This window comes from Microvirga sp. 2TAF3 (assembly GCF_052114965.1).
In the GTDB taxonomy this organism is placed as follows: Bacteria; Pseudomonadota; Alphaproteobacteria; order Rhizobiales; family Beijerinckiaceae; genus Microvirga.
Genome location: NZ_JBFRFT010000018.1, coordinates 78,870 through 93,164, shown reverse-complemented (window position 1 = coordinate 93,164; position 14,295 = coordinate 78,870). Strand labels below are relative to the sequence as shown.

Sequence of the window (14,295 nt, the reverse complement as noted above, 5' to 3'; positions counted from 1 at the left end):
ATGAGACGCGCGCGGCGCACGAAGATTCTAGCAACCTTGGGTCCGGCTTCCGAGAACCCGGAGATGGTGGCGAGCCTGTTTCAGGCAGGCGCGGACGTGTTCCGCCTCAACATGAGCCACCTGCCGCGGGAGAAACTGAAGGAGCGGGTCGAGATGATCCGCTCCGTGGAGACGAGGTTCAAGCGCCCCATCGCCATTCTCGCCGATCTCCAGGGTCCGAAGCTGCGCGTCGACACCTTCAAGAACGACAGCGCCATGCTGGTGAAGGGGCAGACCTTCACGCTCGATGACGACAAGACCCCAGGCAATGCGGATCGCGTGCATCTGCCCCATCCGGAAATCCTCACGTCGCTCGAGCCCGGCCATACGATCCTGATCGACGACGGCAAACTTCGCCTGCGCGTAAAGAGCGTGAAACCCGGCTCCGCCACCACCGTGGTCGAGGTCGCGGGCAAGATCTCGAACCGCAAGGGTGTCAGCCTTCCCGATACGGTGATCCCCGTCGCCGCCATGACGGAGAAGGACCGCTCGGATCTCGAAGCCGCCCTCGATGCGGGCGTGGACTGGATCGCCCTTTCCTTCGTGCAGCGTCCGGAAGACGTGGCCGAAGTGAAGAAGGTGGCGCGCGGCCGCGCGCTCGTCATGTCGAAGCTCGAGAAGCCGCAGGCCATCACCCGTCTTGACGAGATCATGGAGATTTCGGACGCGGTCATGGTCGCGCGCGGCGATCTGGGCGTCGAGATGCCCCTCGAGAAGGTGCCCGGCATCCAGAAGCGCATCGTCCGCGCGGCGCGCAAGCTCGGCAAGCCGGTCGTGGTCGCGACCCAGATGCTGGAATCGATGATCACCGCGCCGGTTCCGACCCGCGCCGAAGTCTCCGACGTGGCGACCGCCGTCTATGACGGCGCCGATGCGGTGATGCTCTCGGCGGAAAGCGCCTCGGGCCAGTATCCGATCGAGGCAGTCGCCACCATGAGCCGGATCGCGGAGGAAGTGGAACAGGACCAGAGCTATTGGTCCATCGTCAAGACCCAATCCGCCGCGCCCGAGGCGACGGGATCGGACGCGATTGCCGCCGGCGCGCACCAGATCGCCGATACGCTGCATCTGAAAACCATTGCAGCCTGGACCTCGTCCGGCGCCACTGCTTTCCGCATCGCCCGCGAGCGGCCGAACTCGACCGTGCTGGCGCTCACGCCCAACATTCACACGGCCCGGCGCCTGGCGCTGGTCTGGGGCGTGCATCCGATCCGCACCAAGGACGCCAGCGACATCGACGACATGGCGTTCCGCGCCTGCAAGTTCGCCGTGCGCGAGGGTCACTCCGAGGTCAATGACCGCATCATCATCGTGGCGGGTGTCCCCTTCGGCACGCCGGGCGCCACCAACATGGTGCGCATCGCCTTCATCAGCCAGGAGCACGCGGCGAAGGCTTAAGGCAGGACCGCTTTCGACGTTGTCGCGATCCGCTCGGCCAGGACCTCGATCTCGGACAGAACGAGGTCCGGCCGGGCATATTGCGGCATATGGCCTATGCCCGGCAGCACGATCAGCTTCGTCCCGGGAACATCACGGGCGAAGGACCGGCTGTGCAGATCGGTCCAGACGATCTCGTCGGCATCCCCGCCGATGACCGTCACCGGGATCCGGATTTCCGGATAGCGGATGCTCTGCCGCTTCACCGCGTCATAGAGGGCCGCGATATCCTCTCCGTTGGACTGGAACGGGCCCGGCCTGAACAGCAGCGGGATCTGCGCTCTTTCGACGAAGCCGGGCGGCACGGCCTGGGGCGCAAAGGTATGCTCTGTGGCTGAGCGAAACAGCATGAGGCCCACGGGAATCGCAAGGGTACGCGTCAGGAACCATCCGGCCCAGGACGCGGAGACATGGTCGTACCAGGCGATGCCCCCGCCCGGCCACGGATGGGTCACTCCGGACAGAATGAGGATAGCGCCCGCCACATCCGTATGATCGAGGGCGAAAAGCGGCGCGAGAGAGCCGGACCAGGAATGGCCGACGACGACCGCGTTGCTGACTTCGAGTTTCCGCAGGGCCTGCGCGAGAATGTCCGCCTGCCGGGCGGGCGTGGCCATGTCGGCGTTGTTTCCCCGTTCCGTCCAGCCAAGGCCGGGACGGTCGAAGGCGACGACCCGGTAGCGTCCCGTCAGAGCCGTACCGATTCCCAGCATCGCCTCCGTGAGATTGGAGGATGCCCCGTGGAGCAGCACCACGGTGCCGAGAGAACGCCCGTCCGCCGGACTTTTATCGACATAATGCAGGCGCAGGCCGTCGACCTCCATGAAAGCGCCGGTCGGCGGATAGTGTCTCTCTACCCACCACGCATAACCAAAGGTGAAGATGCCCCCCGCCGCGAAGATGACGACGAGAGCGACCGGGAAGATGAGAAGGATCTTCATCCCGGACCGCGCGTCAGAGATCCTGGCCGTCGATTTCGAGGCCGAGATGCGACACGATCGTCTGGAGACTTGAGGTTTGCGGGTTGATCTGCAGCACCTTGCGATAGGCCGCGAGCGCATGCGGCTTGTCATCGGAGGCCATGAAGAGATGGCCGAGCGCGGTCCAAGCCCCGAAATGGCGCGGCTCCAACTTCACCGCCTGATGCAGATCGACCAGGGCGCGGACCGGATCGTCAAGCATGTAGAATACCAGGGCCCGCCGGTACCACGCTTCCGCCCAATTGGGCTCGAGCACCAGGATACGGTCGAGGAGCTCGACGCAGAGAGGAAGGTCCTTTTCGTCCAGTGCCTTGGAAACGCGGGTCAGGAGCAGATCCGCCGTATCGGAGCCGGAACGCGACAGGCGCCGCTCGATCAGCGAAGCGATGCCATCCGCCTCCCTTTCGCTTCCGGCCTTGGCCAGGCGCTCGAAGAGGCTGTCCAAGGTGAGCGGGCGCGGCGCGGGGCGGGTTTTCGGGGGCTGGGCGCCGGGCCGCACGGCCTCCTGCGCATTCAAGGGATGCGCGGCAATGCTCAGCGAAGCGGTCAGCAGGAACGCAAAAAAGCGCATGCCGGGATTTTAGGATCCCGGCATGCGCCGTCAATTCATAAAAACGTGCGGCGTCGCCGCGAGCGCGAACTTAGCCTTGGCGAGCCTTGTAGCGCTTCTGCGTCTTGTTGATGATGTAGACGCGGCCCTTGCGACGAACCAGCTGGTTGTCGCGGTGACGGCCGCGGAGCGACTTCAACGAGTTACGGATCTTCATATCCGGTCTCCTGCAGCAGCCTCTCGGGAAGGCCGACAATAAGCAAATGGTGGGCGCGGCTGGGATCGAACCAGCGACCCCTACGATGTCAACGTAGTGCTCTCCCGCTGAGCTACGCGCCCGTGAAACGGCGAAGTTTTGGGTCCCGCTTCAGGTGTGGAGGGCGATATACCGGCAAGCGAGCGGGGACGCAAGCGGTGATGACGACCTTTTTCAGGCCGCCATCATTTTATCGACTTCATTGACGAGATCGCGCAGGTGGAACGGCTTCGACAGCACCTTCGCGTCCCGCGGAGCCTGGGAATCCGGATTGAGCGCGACGGCCGCAAAACCGGTGATGAACATGACCTTGATGTCCGGATCGAGCTCGGTCGCCCGGCGGGCCAGCTCGATTCCGTCCATTTCCGGCATGACGATATCGGTCAGGAGAAGCTCGAAGGGCTCCTCGCGGAGCCGATTATAGGCCGAGAGGCCATTGTCGAACGAGGCCACGTCGTAGCCGGCGTTCTCTAGCGCCTTCACCAGGAAGCGCCGCATGTCATTGTCGTCTTCGGCAAGGATGATCTTCATCGCCGCAACCCCGTATCGTCGCGAATGTCTCTCGCCTTGATGAACCCTCGCGGTAAATAAGCCGTGAAAGAACGACGCAGTTCGTAACCGATATTGCCGTGGACAGAATGAAGCGCCGCCTTACACTACTCCCCGACACTTCGCTTTTCTCATCTCCAGCCTAAAACGACCCGGATGCGGCCCATCATTACCGACGAGTTCGAGCCCCCCTTTGTCATCGTCGAGCCCGCCGGGCAGGCGGTGCCCTTCATTTTCAACGTTCCCCATGCCGGAGCCGTCTATCCGGCTTCCTTCCTCGCACAATCCCGGCTCGATGCCCTGGCGCTGCGCCGGTCCGAGGATGCTTTCGTCGACGAATTGTTCGCCTCGGCGGTCGATCTCGGCGCGCCGCTCATGGCCGCCCGCTTCCCGCGAGCCTTTCTCGACCTGAACCGGGAGCCCTACGAGCTCGATTCGCGCATGTTCGACGGCCGCCTGCCGCCCTTCGCCAATACCCGCTCCATGCGGGTGGCCGGTGGCCTGGGCACGATCCCGCGCATCGTCGCCGACGGTCAGGAGATCTATGGAAGCCGCCTGCCGGTCGACGAGGCCCTGCAGCGCATCGAGTGGCTCTATAAGCCCTACCACCGCATGCTGCGCCAGCTTGTGCGCCGCACGGCCCAGACCTTCGGCCAATCGATTCTCATCGACTGCCACTCCATGCCCTCCAGCAGCGTAAGCCGCGAGGATGGCGCCAAGGCGGATATCGTGCTGGGGGACCGCTACGGCACCAGCTGCGCCCCGCTCCTGATCGATCTGGTCGAGGCCGCCCTGCGGGGGCGCGGCTACACGGTGGTTCGCAACAAACCCTATGCGGGCGGCTTCATCACCGAGCATTACGGCGAGCCTGCCCTCAATCGGCATGCGCTGCAGGTAGAGATCAACCGGGCGATCTACATGGATGAGCGGAATCTGCAGAAGAAGCCGTCCTTCGGCATCCTGGCCGCGGATATCGCTCACGCTTTCGCTCAGGTGATCGAGGATTTGGCCGGCGAGCAGGCGCCTCGTCAGATCGCGGCGGAATAACGCCAGGAAACAAGCAAGGAAACAAGCAAGGAAACAGGCAAGAAAAAAGGCCGCTGTTGCCAGCGGCCCGAAGTTTAGGGAGGAAACGCCCAAGAAGGGCTACGATATGACGACGCCATCGCCATATCGCACTGCACAATATAAAGTGCATTGCACAATACGCAAGAGCAAAATCGCGCTTAGCTATGCATTCGATGCAAGCCTGCCGGGATGAAAAATCGGCGGTCCGGCATGACAGGAAGGCCAGACACCTCTGTCCGGAGGCGTCATCATCCTTGTCCCTGCAGGCCGCAACCGCCGTGGGTTACGGAATTCAATCTTTATGCCCGATGAGATGTAGCCGGTCTCTTGCCGCGGGATGAGCGGTTGATAAAAGCGGAAAGGAAACGGCCCGCCAAGCCCGTCGGCGGCAAGGCCGGATAATTGCGGGCAGAGGATGTCGAGCATTATGGGGCTCATCGATTTCACGCATTTCGTCAATGAGCTCGCCACCGTGTCGGGCCAGGCGATCCTGCCCTTCTTCCGTACTTCCATCGCCGCAGAGGACAAATCCCGCGGCGGCGCCTTCGATCCGGTGACGGAAGCGGACCGGGCGAGCGAGGCTACCATGCGCCAGCTCATCAAGCGCACCTTTCCGACCCACGGCATCATCGGCGAGGAGTTCGGCGCGGAGCGGGAGGATGCGGAATATGTGTGGGTTCTGGACCCCATCGACGGCACGCGGGCCTTCATTGCGGGCCTTCCCACCTGGGGCACGCTGATCGGCCTGACCCGTCACGGAAAGCCCGCCTTCGGCATGATGCATCAGCCCTTCACGGGCGAGCGTTTCTTCGGCGATTGCGGCCGCTCGAGCTATCGCGGCCCGGGCGGCGAGCGCAAGCTCATGACGCGTCGCTGCGCCTCCCTCAAGGATGCGATTATGTCCACCACCAGCCCGAAACTCTTCGCCGGAGAGGAATTGCGGGCCTATGACCGGGTGGAAAGCGTCGCCCGCCTCGCCCGTTATGGGTGTGACTGCTACGCCTATTGCATGCTGGCAGCCGGCCATATCGACCTTGTCGTCGAATCCGGCCTCAAGCCCTACGATATCGCCGCCCTGATCCCGATCATCGAGGGAGCAGGCGGCATCGTGACCGCCTGGGACGGCGGCTCAGCCGCTCAGGGCGGCCGCATCGTCGCGGCCGGCGACCGTCGCGTCCATGCGGCCGCCGTCGAGCTCCTCAGCAGGTAGCTCGGACAGAGGCTCCGATGGGGCCTGTCCGACAGCGTAATCCGGGCTTCCGGGAATGAAGGCGTCGAACGCCGCCCAGAACTGCTCGCGGATATCGTCCCGCTCCATCATGATCTCGTGCCGGGCGCCGGGAATGACGATAGCGTGCCCAGCCTTGAGGCGGGCGGCGAAGCGTTCGGTCGCCGGCGTGGCGCAGACGGGATCCGCCCCCGCAGCGATGATCAGGGTCGGCAGCCGGATCTTCAGGGCATAGCGGGGATCGGTGAAGCGCTTCATGAAGCGGAAGGCGGCGTCGAGCCACGCCACCGTCGGCGCTCCGATCGCGCCGGCGCCGATGGCGCTGGCCGCCTCCGCATTGCGGGCGTAGCGCACGGGATCGCTCGTCAGCCGATTGCCCTTGAAGGGCTTGGTCGAGATCGAAGTCTCCCCGCCGCCGGGCACGAAGGCCTTGCCGAAGCCCAGCCATCTCAAGACACGGGCGAGGATCGCAACCGTCCGCAGCGGCTTGATCATGCTGAGCGCGATCATCGGCGTCGTCGTCACCAGCCGGCGGAAGGGCAGCCAGCTCTCATAGGCCGCGCTGAGGGCGATAGCTCCGCCCATGGAATGGGCCAGGGCGAAATGCGGCTGCGGCATATGAGGGACGAGGACCTGATCGCGGACCGCCTCCAGGTCATGCCGGAAATCGGCGAAGCGCCTGATATGACCCTTGCGGGCATTCTTCACCTGACGGCCGGAGAGGCCCTGCCCGCGCCAGTCGAAGGCTACGACGGCGAAGCCGCGCGCGAGCAGCTCGCCCACCACTTCGAAATATTTTTCGATGAACTCCGCCCTGCCCTGCAGGATGCAGACGGTCCCTTTGGGCTCCGGGGTTTCCGGCATCCAAGTGGCGGCGCGGAGGATGAGGCCATCCTCGGTCCTCACGCCGACGAGGGTCGGCTCGGAGGGAATGGGATTGTTGGGACTGGCGACGAGCTGCACGACGGGTGGGTTCTCAAACATCGAGGATCTGCCCCTTTATAGAGCATTTTCGTCTGAAGCACCGGCCTGCCAGCGGCCCTTGACAGTAAAAATACCTATTCCCACATCACAATTGTGGCGGCCAATGATGGCGTCACATCCCGAAGATCCAGCCCCTCGAGGTGGATCGATTTTGCATGTTGCTTCAAGAGGAGAATATGCCATGCGACAGTTTGATCTTGCCCCCCTCTACCGCAACACGGTCGGTTTCGACCGTCTTTTCTCGATGCTCGACCAGTTCGTCGGCGTTGACGCGGCCCCCACCTACCCGCCCTACAACATCGAGCGCACCGGCGAGAACGCCTATCGCATCTCGGTGGCGGTGGCGGGCTTCACCGACCGGGATCTCGCGATCGAGGTGAAGGAAAACGCCCTCTCCGTCCGCGGTGAGAAGAAAGCCTCGGAAGAGCGCAAGACCGATGTCCTCTATCAGGGCATTGCGGCGCGCACCTTCGAGCGGCGCTTCCAGCTGGCGGACGGCGTCCAGGTGACCGGTGCGGTCCTTGAGAACGGCCTGCTCCACGTGGACCTCGTGCGCGAGATTCCGGAGGCCAAGAAGTCGAAGCTTATCCCGATCGCGACCAATGGCGCGTCCCCGACGATCGAGGCCAAGAAGGCTGCGTAACGCACCTCCCCGATGTCAAAAAAAGCGCCCCGGTTTGTCCGGGGCGCAATTTTCTTATTATTAGACCTGGTCTCTGAGGCCCGCTGGGGTTGGAGGACCCCCCTTATTCGACGGTCTCGAAGGGAGTGATCGTCAGAGAATGCGGCAGGGTTAGGGCAAGCCTATTCCGCCGCCTGCCGGGACAGAGCCGCGCGAGCCACATCGAGGAGTTTGCTGACCTCTTCTTCCTGCGTCGCGAAGGACAGGACGAGTCGGATGATAACCTCGTCCGCACCGATCTTTTCGTTTTCCGGCAGGCTCGCTTCCGTCCAGGTCAGGTAACTCGCCCCGGCCGCCTTGAGAGCCCGGTCGAGCGTCTTGGGGACAATGGGGAAGACCTCGTTGGCCTCAGTCGGCCAGGCCAGGCGCACGCCCGGAAGCTGCGTCAGCCCTTCGGAAAGAAGTGTCGCCATCCGGTTGGCGTGGCGGGCATTGGCATACCAGTGGTCGTCGGCGAAATAGCCTTCCAGCTGCGCCGCGATGAGACGCCCCTTGGAGATGACCTGACCGGCGCGCTTGGCCCGGTAGTCGAGCGCCTCCGCGAGATCCGGCCTGAACACCACGATCGCCTCGGCCATCAGGCAGCCGTTCTTGGTCGCGCCGAAGGAGAGGATATCGACCCCCTGTTTCCAGGTCATCTCGGCCGGTGTGCAGCCCAGGGAAACGAGCGCATTCACGAAGCGGGCGCCGTCCATGTGAAGGGTCAGGCCATGCTCCCGGCAGACCGCGCTCAAGGTAGCGATCTCGTCGAGGCCGTAGACCATGCCGCATTCCGTGACCTGCGAAATCGACAGGGCCTTCGGCGGCATCTGCTTGACCGCCTTCGGCAACCCTTCGAGGTAGGATCGGACCGTCTCGGCCGTGAGCTTGGCGCCGACCCCCGGCAACCCTATCAGCTTCGCCCCATGCATGAAAAATTCCGGCGCGCCGCATTCATCGTCGATGACATGCGCCTCCCGATGGCACACGCATAATCCCCAGGGCGGTACGGCAGAGGAGAGGGCGAGTGCATTGGCTGCCGTCCCGGTCGTCACCAGGAAGACGGAGACCTCATGCTCGAAGATCTCCGCGAAGCGGGCCTTGATCCGTTTCGTAATCTCGTCGTTGCCATAGGCCAGCATCGTGCCAGCATTGGCCCGCATGAGAGCCTCCATCACGGGGGCGCTAGCGCCCACGATATTGTCGCTCGCGAAGTTCATGAATCATCTCCTTGCGCCGTGCAGCCTCCCGACTGGGCCAGTCATGTCAAGAACATTGACCCATCGGCGCAGACTTTCATTCTCGCGGCACAAACCATGCCTTTGTTACATTCCGAAGGCCCGGCTTGAAATTTTTGTCTAAAAGTTTTCCAAAACCTCTTGTGTGTCCTGCTGAACTCTGGCACCTTGCCCCGCAATAGGACAGCGATACTGTCCCATCTGGAGCGCCTGCGCTCTTTCGTCCCTGGGATTTTCTTGATGCTTCGCCTGACGCGAACGAAACGAGATACCAACAAAGCCGCCTGCAAAACGTGGGCGGAACGGGCGACTCTGGGCTGAACGCAAGCCCAAGGCAGCCCGCGAGGAGCGGGCTCCCGACTTCCAGGACCCAACCCTCCAAGAAACGCAAGAAGCGGCGGGCACCGGATCATTCGCACATCCGGCGGACCCGAAAACCGCCCCGAAGAACCTGAGAGCCGGTCATGTCCCGTTGAAACATGATCGAACTCTAAATTGTTGATTTTGCATGCCTTACCGGCGAACCGGCCCCGACTTCGCCAAAGACATGCTCCAATGACGTGTTCGCGCGGATACGAGGATCTGGAATGAGCGACGTGCCGAAGAAGAGCCTGACGACCGAAGCCTTTAGCCGCACGGCCGCCACGACGGATAAGGCCCCGGTGACGCGCGATCCTGCCCTCCCCGCCCCGCAGGGTCTCTACGATCCTGCAAACGAAAAGGATTCCTGCGGCGTCGGCTTCATCGCCGACATGAAGAACCGCAAGTTCCATTCGATCGTCGAGCAGGGCCTCGCCATCCTCGAGAACATGGACCATCGCGGTGCGGTGGGCGCGGACCCCAAGAGCGGCGACGGCTGCGGCATTCTGGTGCAGGTCCCGCACAGGTTCTTTTCAGCGGAATGCGCCAAGCTCGGCATCTGGCTGCCGGATGCCGGCGAATATGGCGTCGGCCATCTGTTCATGCCGCGCGACCCGGAGGGTTTCAAGCTCGTGGAGGAGATCGTCGCCAAGGCGATCGCGGATGAGGGCTTGCAGGTTCTCGGCTGGCGCGACGTGCCGGTCGATGCGAGCGATCTCGGCGACAGCGTGAAGGCCTCCGAGCCCCTGCACCGGCAGATCTTCATCGGCAAGGGCAAGGGGATGGACGATCAGGAGACGTTCGAGCGCCGCCTGTTCCTTGCCCGCAAGGTCATCTCCAACGCCGTCTACGACATGAAGGACCCGCGCACCGCGGGCTATTATCCGGTCTCGCTGTCGTCGCGCACCATCGTCTACAAGGGCATGGTGCTGGTGACGCAGCTCGGGAAATATTACCTCGACCTGCAGGATCCGCGTTTCGAGAGCGCCATCGCGCTCGTGCATCAGCGCTTCGCCACCAACACCTTCCCGACCTGGCAGCTCGCGCATCCCTATCGCATGGTCGCCCATAACGGCGAGATCAACACGCTGCGCGGCAACGTGAACTGGATGGCGGCGCGACAGGCCTCGGTCGATTCCGATCTCTTCGCCAACGATATCTCGAAGATCTGGCCGATCTCCTACGAGGGCCAGTCCGACACGGCCTGTTTCGACAACGCCCTCGAATTCCTGGTGCGCGGCGGTTATTCGCTGGCGCATGCCATGATGATGTTGATCCCCGAGGCCTGGGCGGGCAATCCGCTCATGGACGAGGACCGGCGCGCTTTCTACGAATATCACGCAGCCCTCATGGAGCCGTGGGACGGCCCCGCCGCCGTGTGCTTCACCGACGGCAAGCAGATCGGCGCGACGCTCGACCGCAACGGGCTTCGCCCCGCGCGCTATCTCGTCACCGATGACGGGCTCGTGGTGCTCGCCTCCGAGATGGGCGTGCTGCCGATCCCGGAAGAAAAGATCGTCGAGAAGTGGCGCCTGCAGCCGGGCAAGATGCTGCTCATCGACCTGGAACAGGGTCGCATCGTCTCCGACGACGAGATCAAGCACCAGCTCTCGCAGGCGCACCCCTACAAGGACTGGCTGAAGCGCGCGCAGATCGTGCTGGAAGATCTTAAGCCCGTGCAGGCGCGCGAATCGCGCACCGATGTGTCGCTGCTCGATCGCCAGCAGGCCTTCGGCTACACGCAGGAAGACCTGAAGCTTCTCATGCAGCCCATGGCCGTGACCGGCCAGGAGGCCGTGGGCTCGATGGGATCGGATACGCCGATCTCCGCGCTCTCCGACAAGCCGAAGCTGCTTTATACGTACTTCAAGCAGAACTTCGCCCAGGTGACGAACCCGCCGATCGACCCGATCCGCGAGGAGCTCGTGATGAGCCTCGTGTCGTTCATCGGCCCGCGTCCGAACATCCTCGATCTCGAGGGCACCTCGCGCCGCAAGCGCCTGGAAGTGCGTCAGCCGATCCTCACCAACCAGGATTTGGAGAAGATCCGCTGCATCGGTCATTTCGAGGACCGCTTCGATACGAAGACGCTCGACATCACCTATCCCGCCGAACTGGGCGCATCCGCCCTCGACGGCGCGCTCGACCGGCTCTGCGACCGCGCGGAGGCAGCGGTGCATGGCGGCTACAACATCATCATCCTTTCCGACCGCATGGTCGGACCTGACCGCATTCCGATCCCCGCCCTGCTCGCCACCGCAGCGGTGCACAACTACCTCATCCGCAAGGGGCTTCGCACCTCGGTCGGACTCGTGGTGGAATCTGGCGAGCCTCGCGAAGTGCACCATTTCGCCTGCCTTGCCGGCTATGGTGCCGAGGCAATCAACCCCTATCTCGCTTTCGAAACGCTTCTCGCCATGAAGGACGAGATGCCACCGGAAGTGGACGCGGACGAGATCGTCTATCGCTACATCAAGGCCATCGACAAAGGCCTTCTCAAGGTGATGTCCAAGATGGGCATCTCCACGTACCAATCCTATTGCGGCGCGCAGATCTTCGACGCGGTCGGCCTGAGATCGGATTTCGTGAACCGGGATTTCTTCGGCACGGCGACGATGATCGAAGGCATCGGCATGGACGAGGTCGCGGTGGAAACCGTGCAGCGCCACCGCGATGCCTTCGGCGACGCGCCGATCTATCGCAACATGCTCGATGTGGGCGGCGAATACGCCTATCGCCTGCGCGGCGAGGAACATGCCTGGAATCCGGACACGGTGGCGACGCTCCAGCATGCCGTTCGCCTCAACGCGCAAGATCACTACCGCGAGTTCGCGCGGCTGGTGAACGAGCAGGACAACCACCTCAAGACGATCCGCGGCCTCTTCCGCATCAAGCTCGCGAATGAGGCCGGACGTGCGCCTGTACCGCTTGACGAGGTCGAACCTGCGCAGGAGATCGTGAAGCGCTTCTCCACCGGCGCCATGTCCTTCGGCTCGATCTCGCGCGAGGCGCATGAGACGCTGGCGCTCGCCATGAACACCATCGGCGGAAAGTCGAATACCGGCGAAGGCGGCGAGGAGCCGGATCGTTTCAAGCCCCTCCCCGACGGCCGCTCCAAGCGTTCGGCGATCAAGCAGGTGGCCTCCGGCCGCTTCGGCGTGACGACGGAATATCTCGTCAATGCGGATATGATGCAGATCAAGGTCGCGCAGGGCGCGAAGCCCGGCGAAGGCGGTCAGCTTCCCGGACACAAGGTCGATGCCAAGATCGCCCGCGTTCGGCACTCGACGCCCGGCGTCGGCCTCATCTCTCCGCCGCCGCATCACGACATCTATTCCATCGAGGATCTGGCGCAGCTCATCTTCGACCTGAAGAACGTGAATCCCGCGGCGGACGTCTCCGTGAAGCTCGTCTCGGAGGTCGGCGTCGGCACGGTCGCGGCGGGCGTCGCCAAGGCGCGCGCCGATCACATTACGATTTCGGGCTTCGAGGGTGGCACGGGCGCATCTCCGCTGACCTCCCTGAAGCATGCGGGCTCGCCGTGGGAGCTGGGCCTCGCCGAGACGCAGCAGACCCTGGTGCTGAACCGCCTGCGCGGCCGCGTCGCGATCCAGGCCGATGGCGGATTGCGCACCGGGCGCGACGTGGTGATCGCGGCGCTTCTCGGCGCCGACGAATATGGTTTCTCGACCGCGCCGCTGATCGCTGCCGGCTGCATCATGATGCGCAAATGCCATCTCAACACCTGCCCCGTGGGCGTCGCGACACAGGATCCCGTGCTGCGCAAGCGCTTCAAGGGCCTGCCGGAGCACGTCATCAACTACTTCTTCTTCGTCGCCGAGGAAGTGCGGGAGCTGATGGCCGAGATGGGTTTCCGTACTCTCGATGAAATGATCGGCCTCTCCGATCTGCTCGACAAGAAGGACGCCATCGAACACTGGAAGGCGAAGGGCCTCGACTTCACGAAGCTCTTCCACAAGCCGAATGCCGGTCCGGACGCCGCGATCCGTCACGTGGAACGGCAGCTTCACCCGATTGCCAATGTGCTCGACCGCGACTTCATCGCGAAGGCGGATGCCGCGCTGGAACAGGGCGAAGCAATCACCATCGACGCGAAGGTGCGCAGCGCCGACCGTACGGTCGGCGCGATGCTCTCCGGCGAGGTTGCCAAGCGCTACGGCCATGAAGGCCTGCCCGACGACACCATCACGGTGAAGCTGAAGGGCACCGCCGGTCAGAGTTTCGGCGCATGGCTGGCCGCGGGCGTGACCCTCATTCTCGAAGGCGAAGCCAACGACTATGTCGGCAAGGGCCTGTCCGGCGGCAAGCTCATCATCAAGCCGTCGCCGGAATCGAAGGCAAGGCCTGAGCGCTCGATCATCGTCGGCAACACGGTGATGTACGGCGCGATCGCGGGCGAGGCTTACTTCCGCGGCGTCGCAGGCGAACGTTTCGCCGTGCGCAATTCCGGCGCCATCGCGGTGGTGGAAGGCACGGGCGATCACGGCTGCGAATACATGACAGGCGGCCTCGTCGTGGTGCTCGGCCAGACCGGACGCAACTTTGCGGCGGGCATGTCGGGCGGCATCGCCTATGTGCTCGACGAGGACGGCAGCTTCGCCAAGCGCTGCAACCTTTCCATGGTCGATCTCGAGCCCGTCGAGGAAGAAGAAGACCTGATGCGGCGCGTTCTGCATCACGGCGGCGATCTGGAGACCAAGGGGCGCATCGACATCCTGGCCAACATGTCGGGCTCGGACGAAGAGCGGCTGATGCAGCTCATCTCCAATCACCATACCTATACGGGCTCGGCACGCGCCAAGGAGATCCTCGACGATTGGGCGACCTACCGCACCAAGTTCGTGAAGGTGATGCCGGTCGAATATCGCAAGGCACTTCAGGAAATGGATCGGCTGCGCACCTTGCAGGCGGCGGAATAGGACTA

General features: G+C 63.5%; 12 protein-coding genes and 1 tRNA gene. 5 read left to right on the top strand and 8 right to left on the bottom strand.

Annotated elements, in window-relative coordinates; genetic code table 11:
* Entirely contained in the window at window positions 1–1,437 is a 1,437-nt protein-coding gene (gene pyk, locus AB4Y97_RS16725) for a pyruvate kinase (RefSeq protein ID WP_442000174.1), read from the top strand.
* On the opposite strand, the gene AB4Y97_RS16720 is transcribed toward pyk, so the two are convergent.
* From AB4Y97_RS16720 to cpdR, 5 genes are all read right to left on the bottom strand, one after another.
* Window positions 1,434–2,417, bottom strand: coding sequence for an alpha/beta fold hydrolase (locus AB4Y97_RS16720; protein WP_442000173.1), 984 nt, complete (start codon window positions 2,415–2,417; stop codon window positions 1,434–1,436). The two genes, pyk and AB4Y97_RS16720, sit on opposite strands and share 4 nt — an antisense overlap.
* Before the next feature lie 13 nt (window positions 2,418–2,430).
* Entirely contained in the window at window positions 2,431–3,027 is a 597-nt protein-coding gene (locus AB4Y97_RS16715; RefSeq protein WP_442000172.1) for a tetratricopeptide repeat protein, read from the bottom strand.
* A 70-nt stretch (window positions 3,028–3,097) separates the two neighbouring features.
* Window positions 3,098–3,223, bottom strand: coding sequence for a type B 50S ribosomal protein L36 (gene ykgO, locus AB4Y97_RS16710; RefSeq protein WP_150941987.1), 126 nt, complete (start codon window positions 3,221–3,223; stop codon window positions 3,098–3,100).
* Between the two features lie 47 nt (window positions 3,224–3,270).
* A tRNA-Val gene (locus tag AB4Y97_RS16705) sits at window positions 3,271–3,345 on the bottom strand.
* A gap of 91 nt (window positions 3,346–3,436) precedes the next feature.
* Window positions 3,437–3,793: a cell cycle two-component system response regulator CpdR gene (gene cpdR / locus AB4Y97_RS16700; protein WP_442000171.1), complete on the bottom strand. Its 357-nt coding sequence runs from the start codon at window positions 3,791–3,793 to the stop codon at window positions 3,437–3,439.
* Between the two features lie 174 nt (window positions 3,794–3,967).
* On the opposite strand from cpdR, the gene AB4Y97_RS16695 reads away from it, so the two are divergent.
* On the top strand, window positions 3,968–4,858 hold the full coding sequence (locus AB4Y97_RS16695; RefSeq protein WP_442000170.1) for an N-formylglutamate amidohydrolase: 891 nt from the start codon (window positions 3,968–3,970) through the stop codon (window positions 4,856–4,858).
* Between the two features lie 183 nt (window positions 4,859–5,041).
* On the opposite strand, the gene AB4Y97_RS16690 is transcribed toward AB4Y97_RS16695, so the two are convergent.
* Window positions 5,042–5,305, bottom strand: a complete 264-nt coding sequence (locus AB4Y97_RS16690) for a hypothetical protein (RefSeq protein WP_442000169.1) — start codon at window positions 5,303–5,305, stop codon at window positions 5,042–5,044.
* A gap of 1 nt (window position 5,306) precedes the next feature.
* On the opposite strand from AB4Y97_RS16690, the gene hisN reads away from it, so the two are divergent.
* Window positions 5,307–6,089: a histidinol-phosphatase gene (gene hisN / locus AB4Y97_RS16685; protein ID WP_442000168.1), complete on the top strand. Its 783-nt coding sequence runs from the start codon at window positions 5,307–5,309 to the stop codon at window positions 6,087–6,089.
* On the opposite strand, the gene AB4Y97_RS16680 is transcribed toward hisN, so the two are convergent.
* Window positions 6,009–7,091 carry an alpha/beta fold hydrolase gene (locus AB4Y97_RS16680; RefSeq protein WP_442000167.1) on the bottom strand — a complete coding sequence of 361 codons (1,083 nt, stop codon included), beginning with the start codon at window positions 7,089–7,091 and terminating at the stop codon, window positions 6,009–6,011. The genes hisN and AB4Y97_RS16680 overlap by 81 nt on opposite strands.
* A gap of 181 nt (window positions 7,092–7,272) precedes the next feature.
* Between AB4Y97_RS16680 and AB4Y97_RS16675 the strand changes: the two genes are divergently transcribed.
* Entirely contained in the window at window positions 7,273–7,734 is a 462-nt protein-coding gene (locus AB4Y97_RS16675; RefSeq protein ID WP_442000166.1) for an Hsp20 family protein, read from the top strand.
* A 161-nt stretch (window positions 7,735–7,895) separates the two neighbouring features.
* Here the strand turns inward: AB4Y97_RS16675 and AB4Y97_RS16670 are convergent, their stop codons facing one another.
* Entirely contained in the window at window positions 7,896–8,972 is a 1,077-nt protein-coding gene (locus tag AB4Y97_RS16670; protein ID WP_442000165.1) for a threonine aldolase family protein, read from the bottom strand.
* A gap of 605 nt (window positions 8,973–9,577) precedes the next feature.
* Between AB4Y97_RS16670 and gltB the strand changes: the two genes are divergently transcribed.
* The gene (gene gltB / locus AB4Y97_RS16665) at window positions 9,578–14,290 is read left to right on the top strand and encodes a glutamate synthase large subunit (protein WP_442000164.1); all 4,713 of its coding nucleotides are present in this window, start codon (window positions 9,578–9,580) and stop codon (window positions 14,288–14,290) included.
* The last annotated feature ends 5 nt before the right edge of the window (window positions 14,291–14,295 follow it).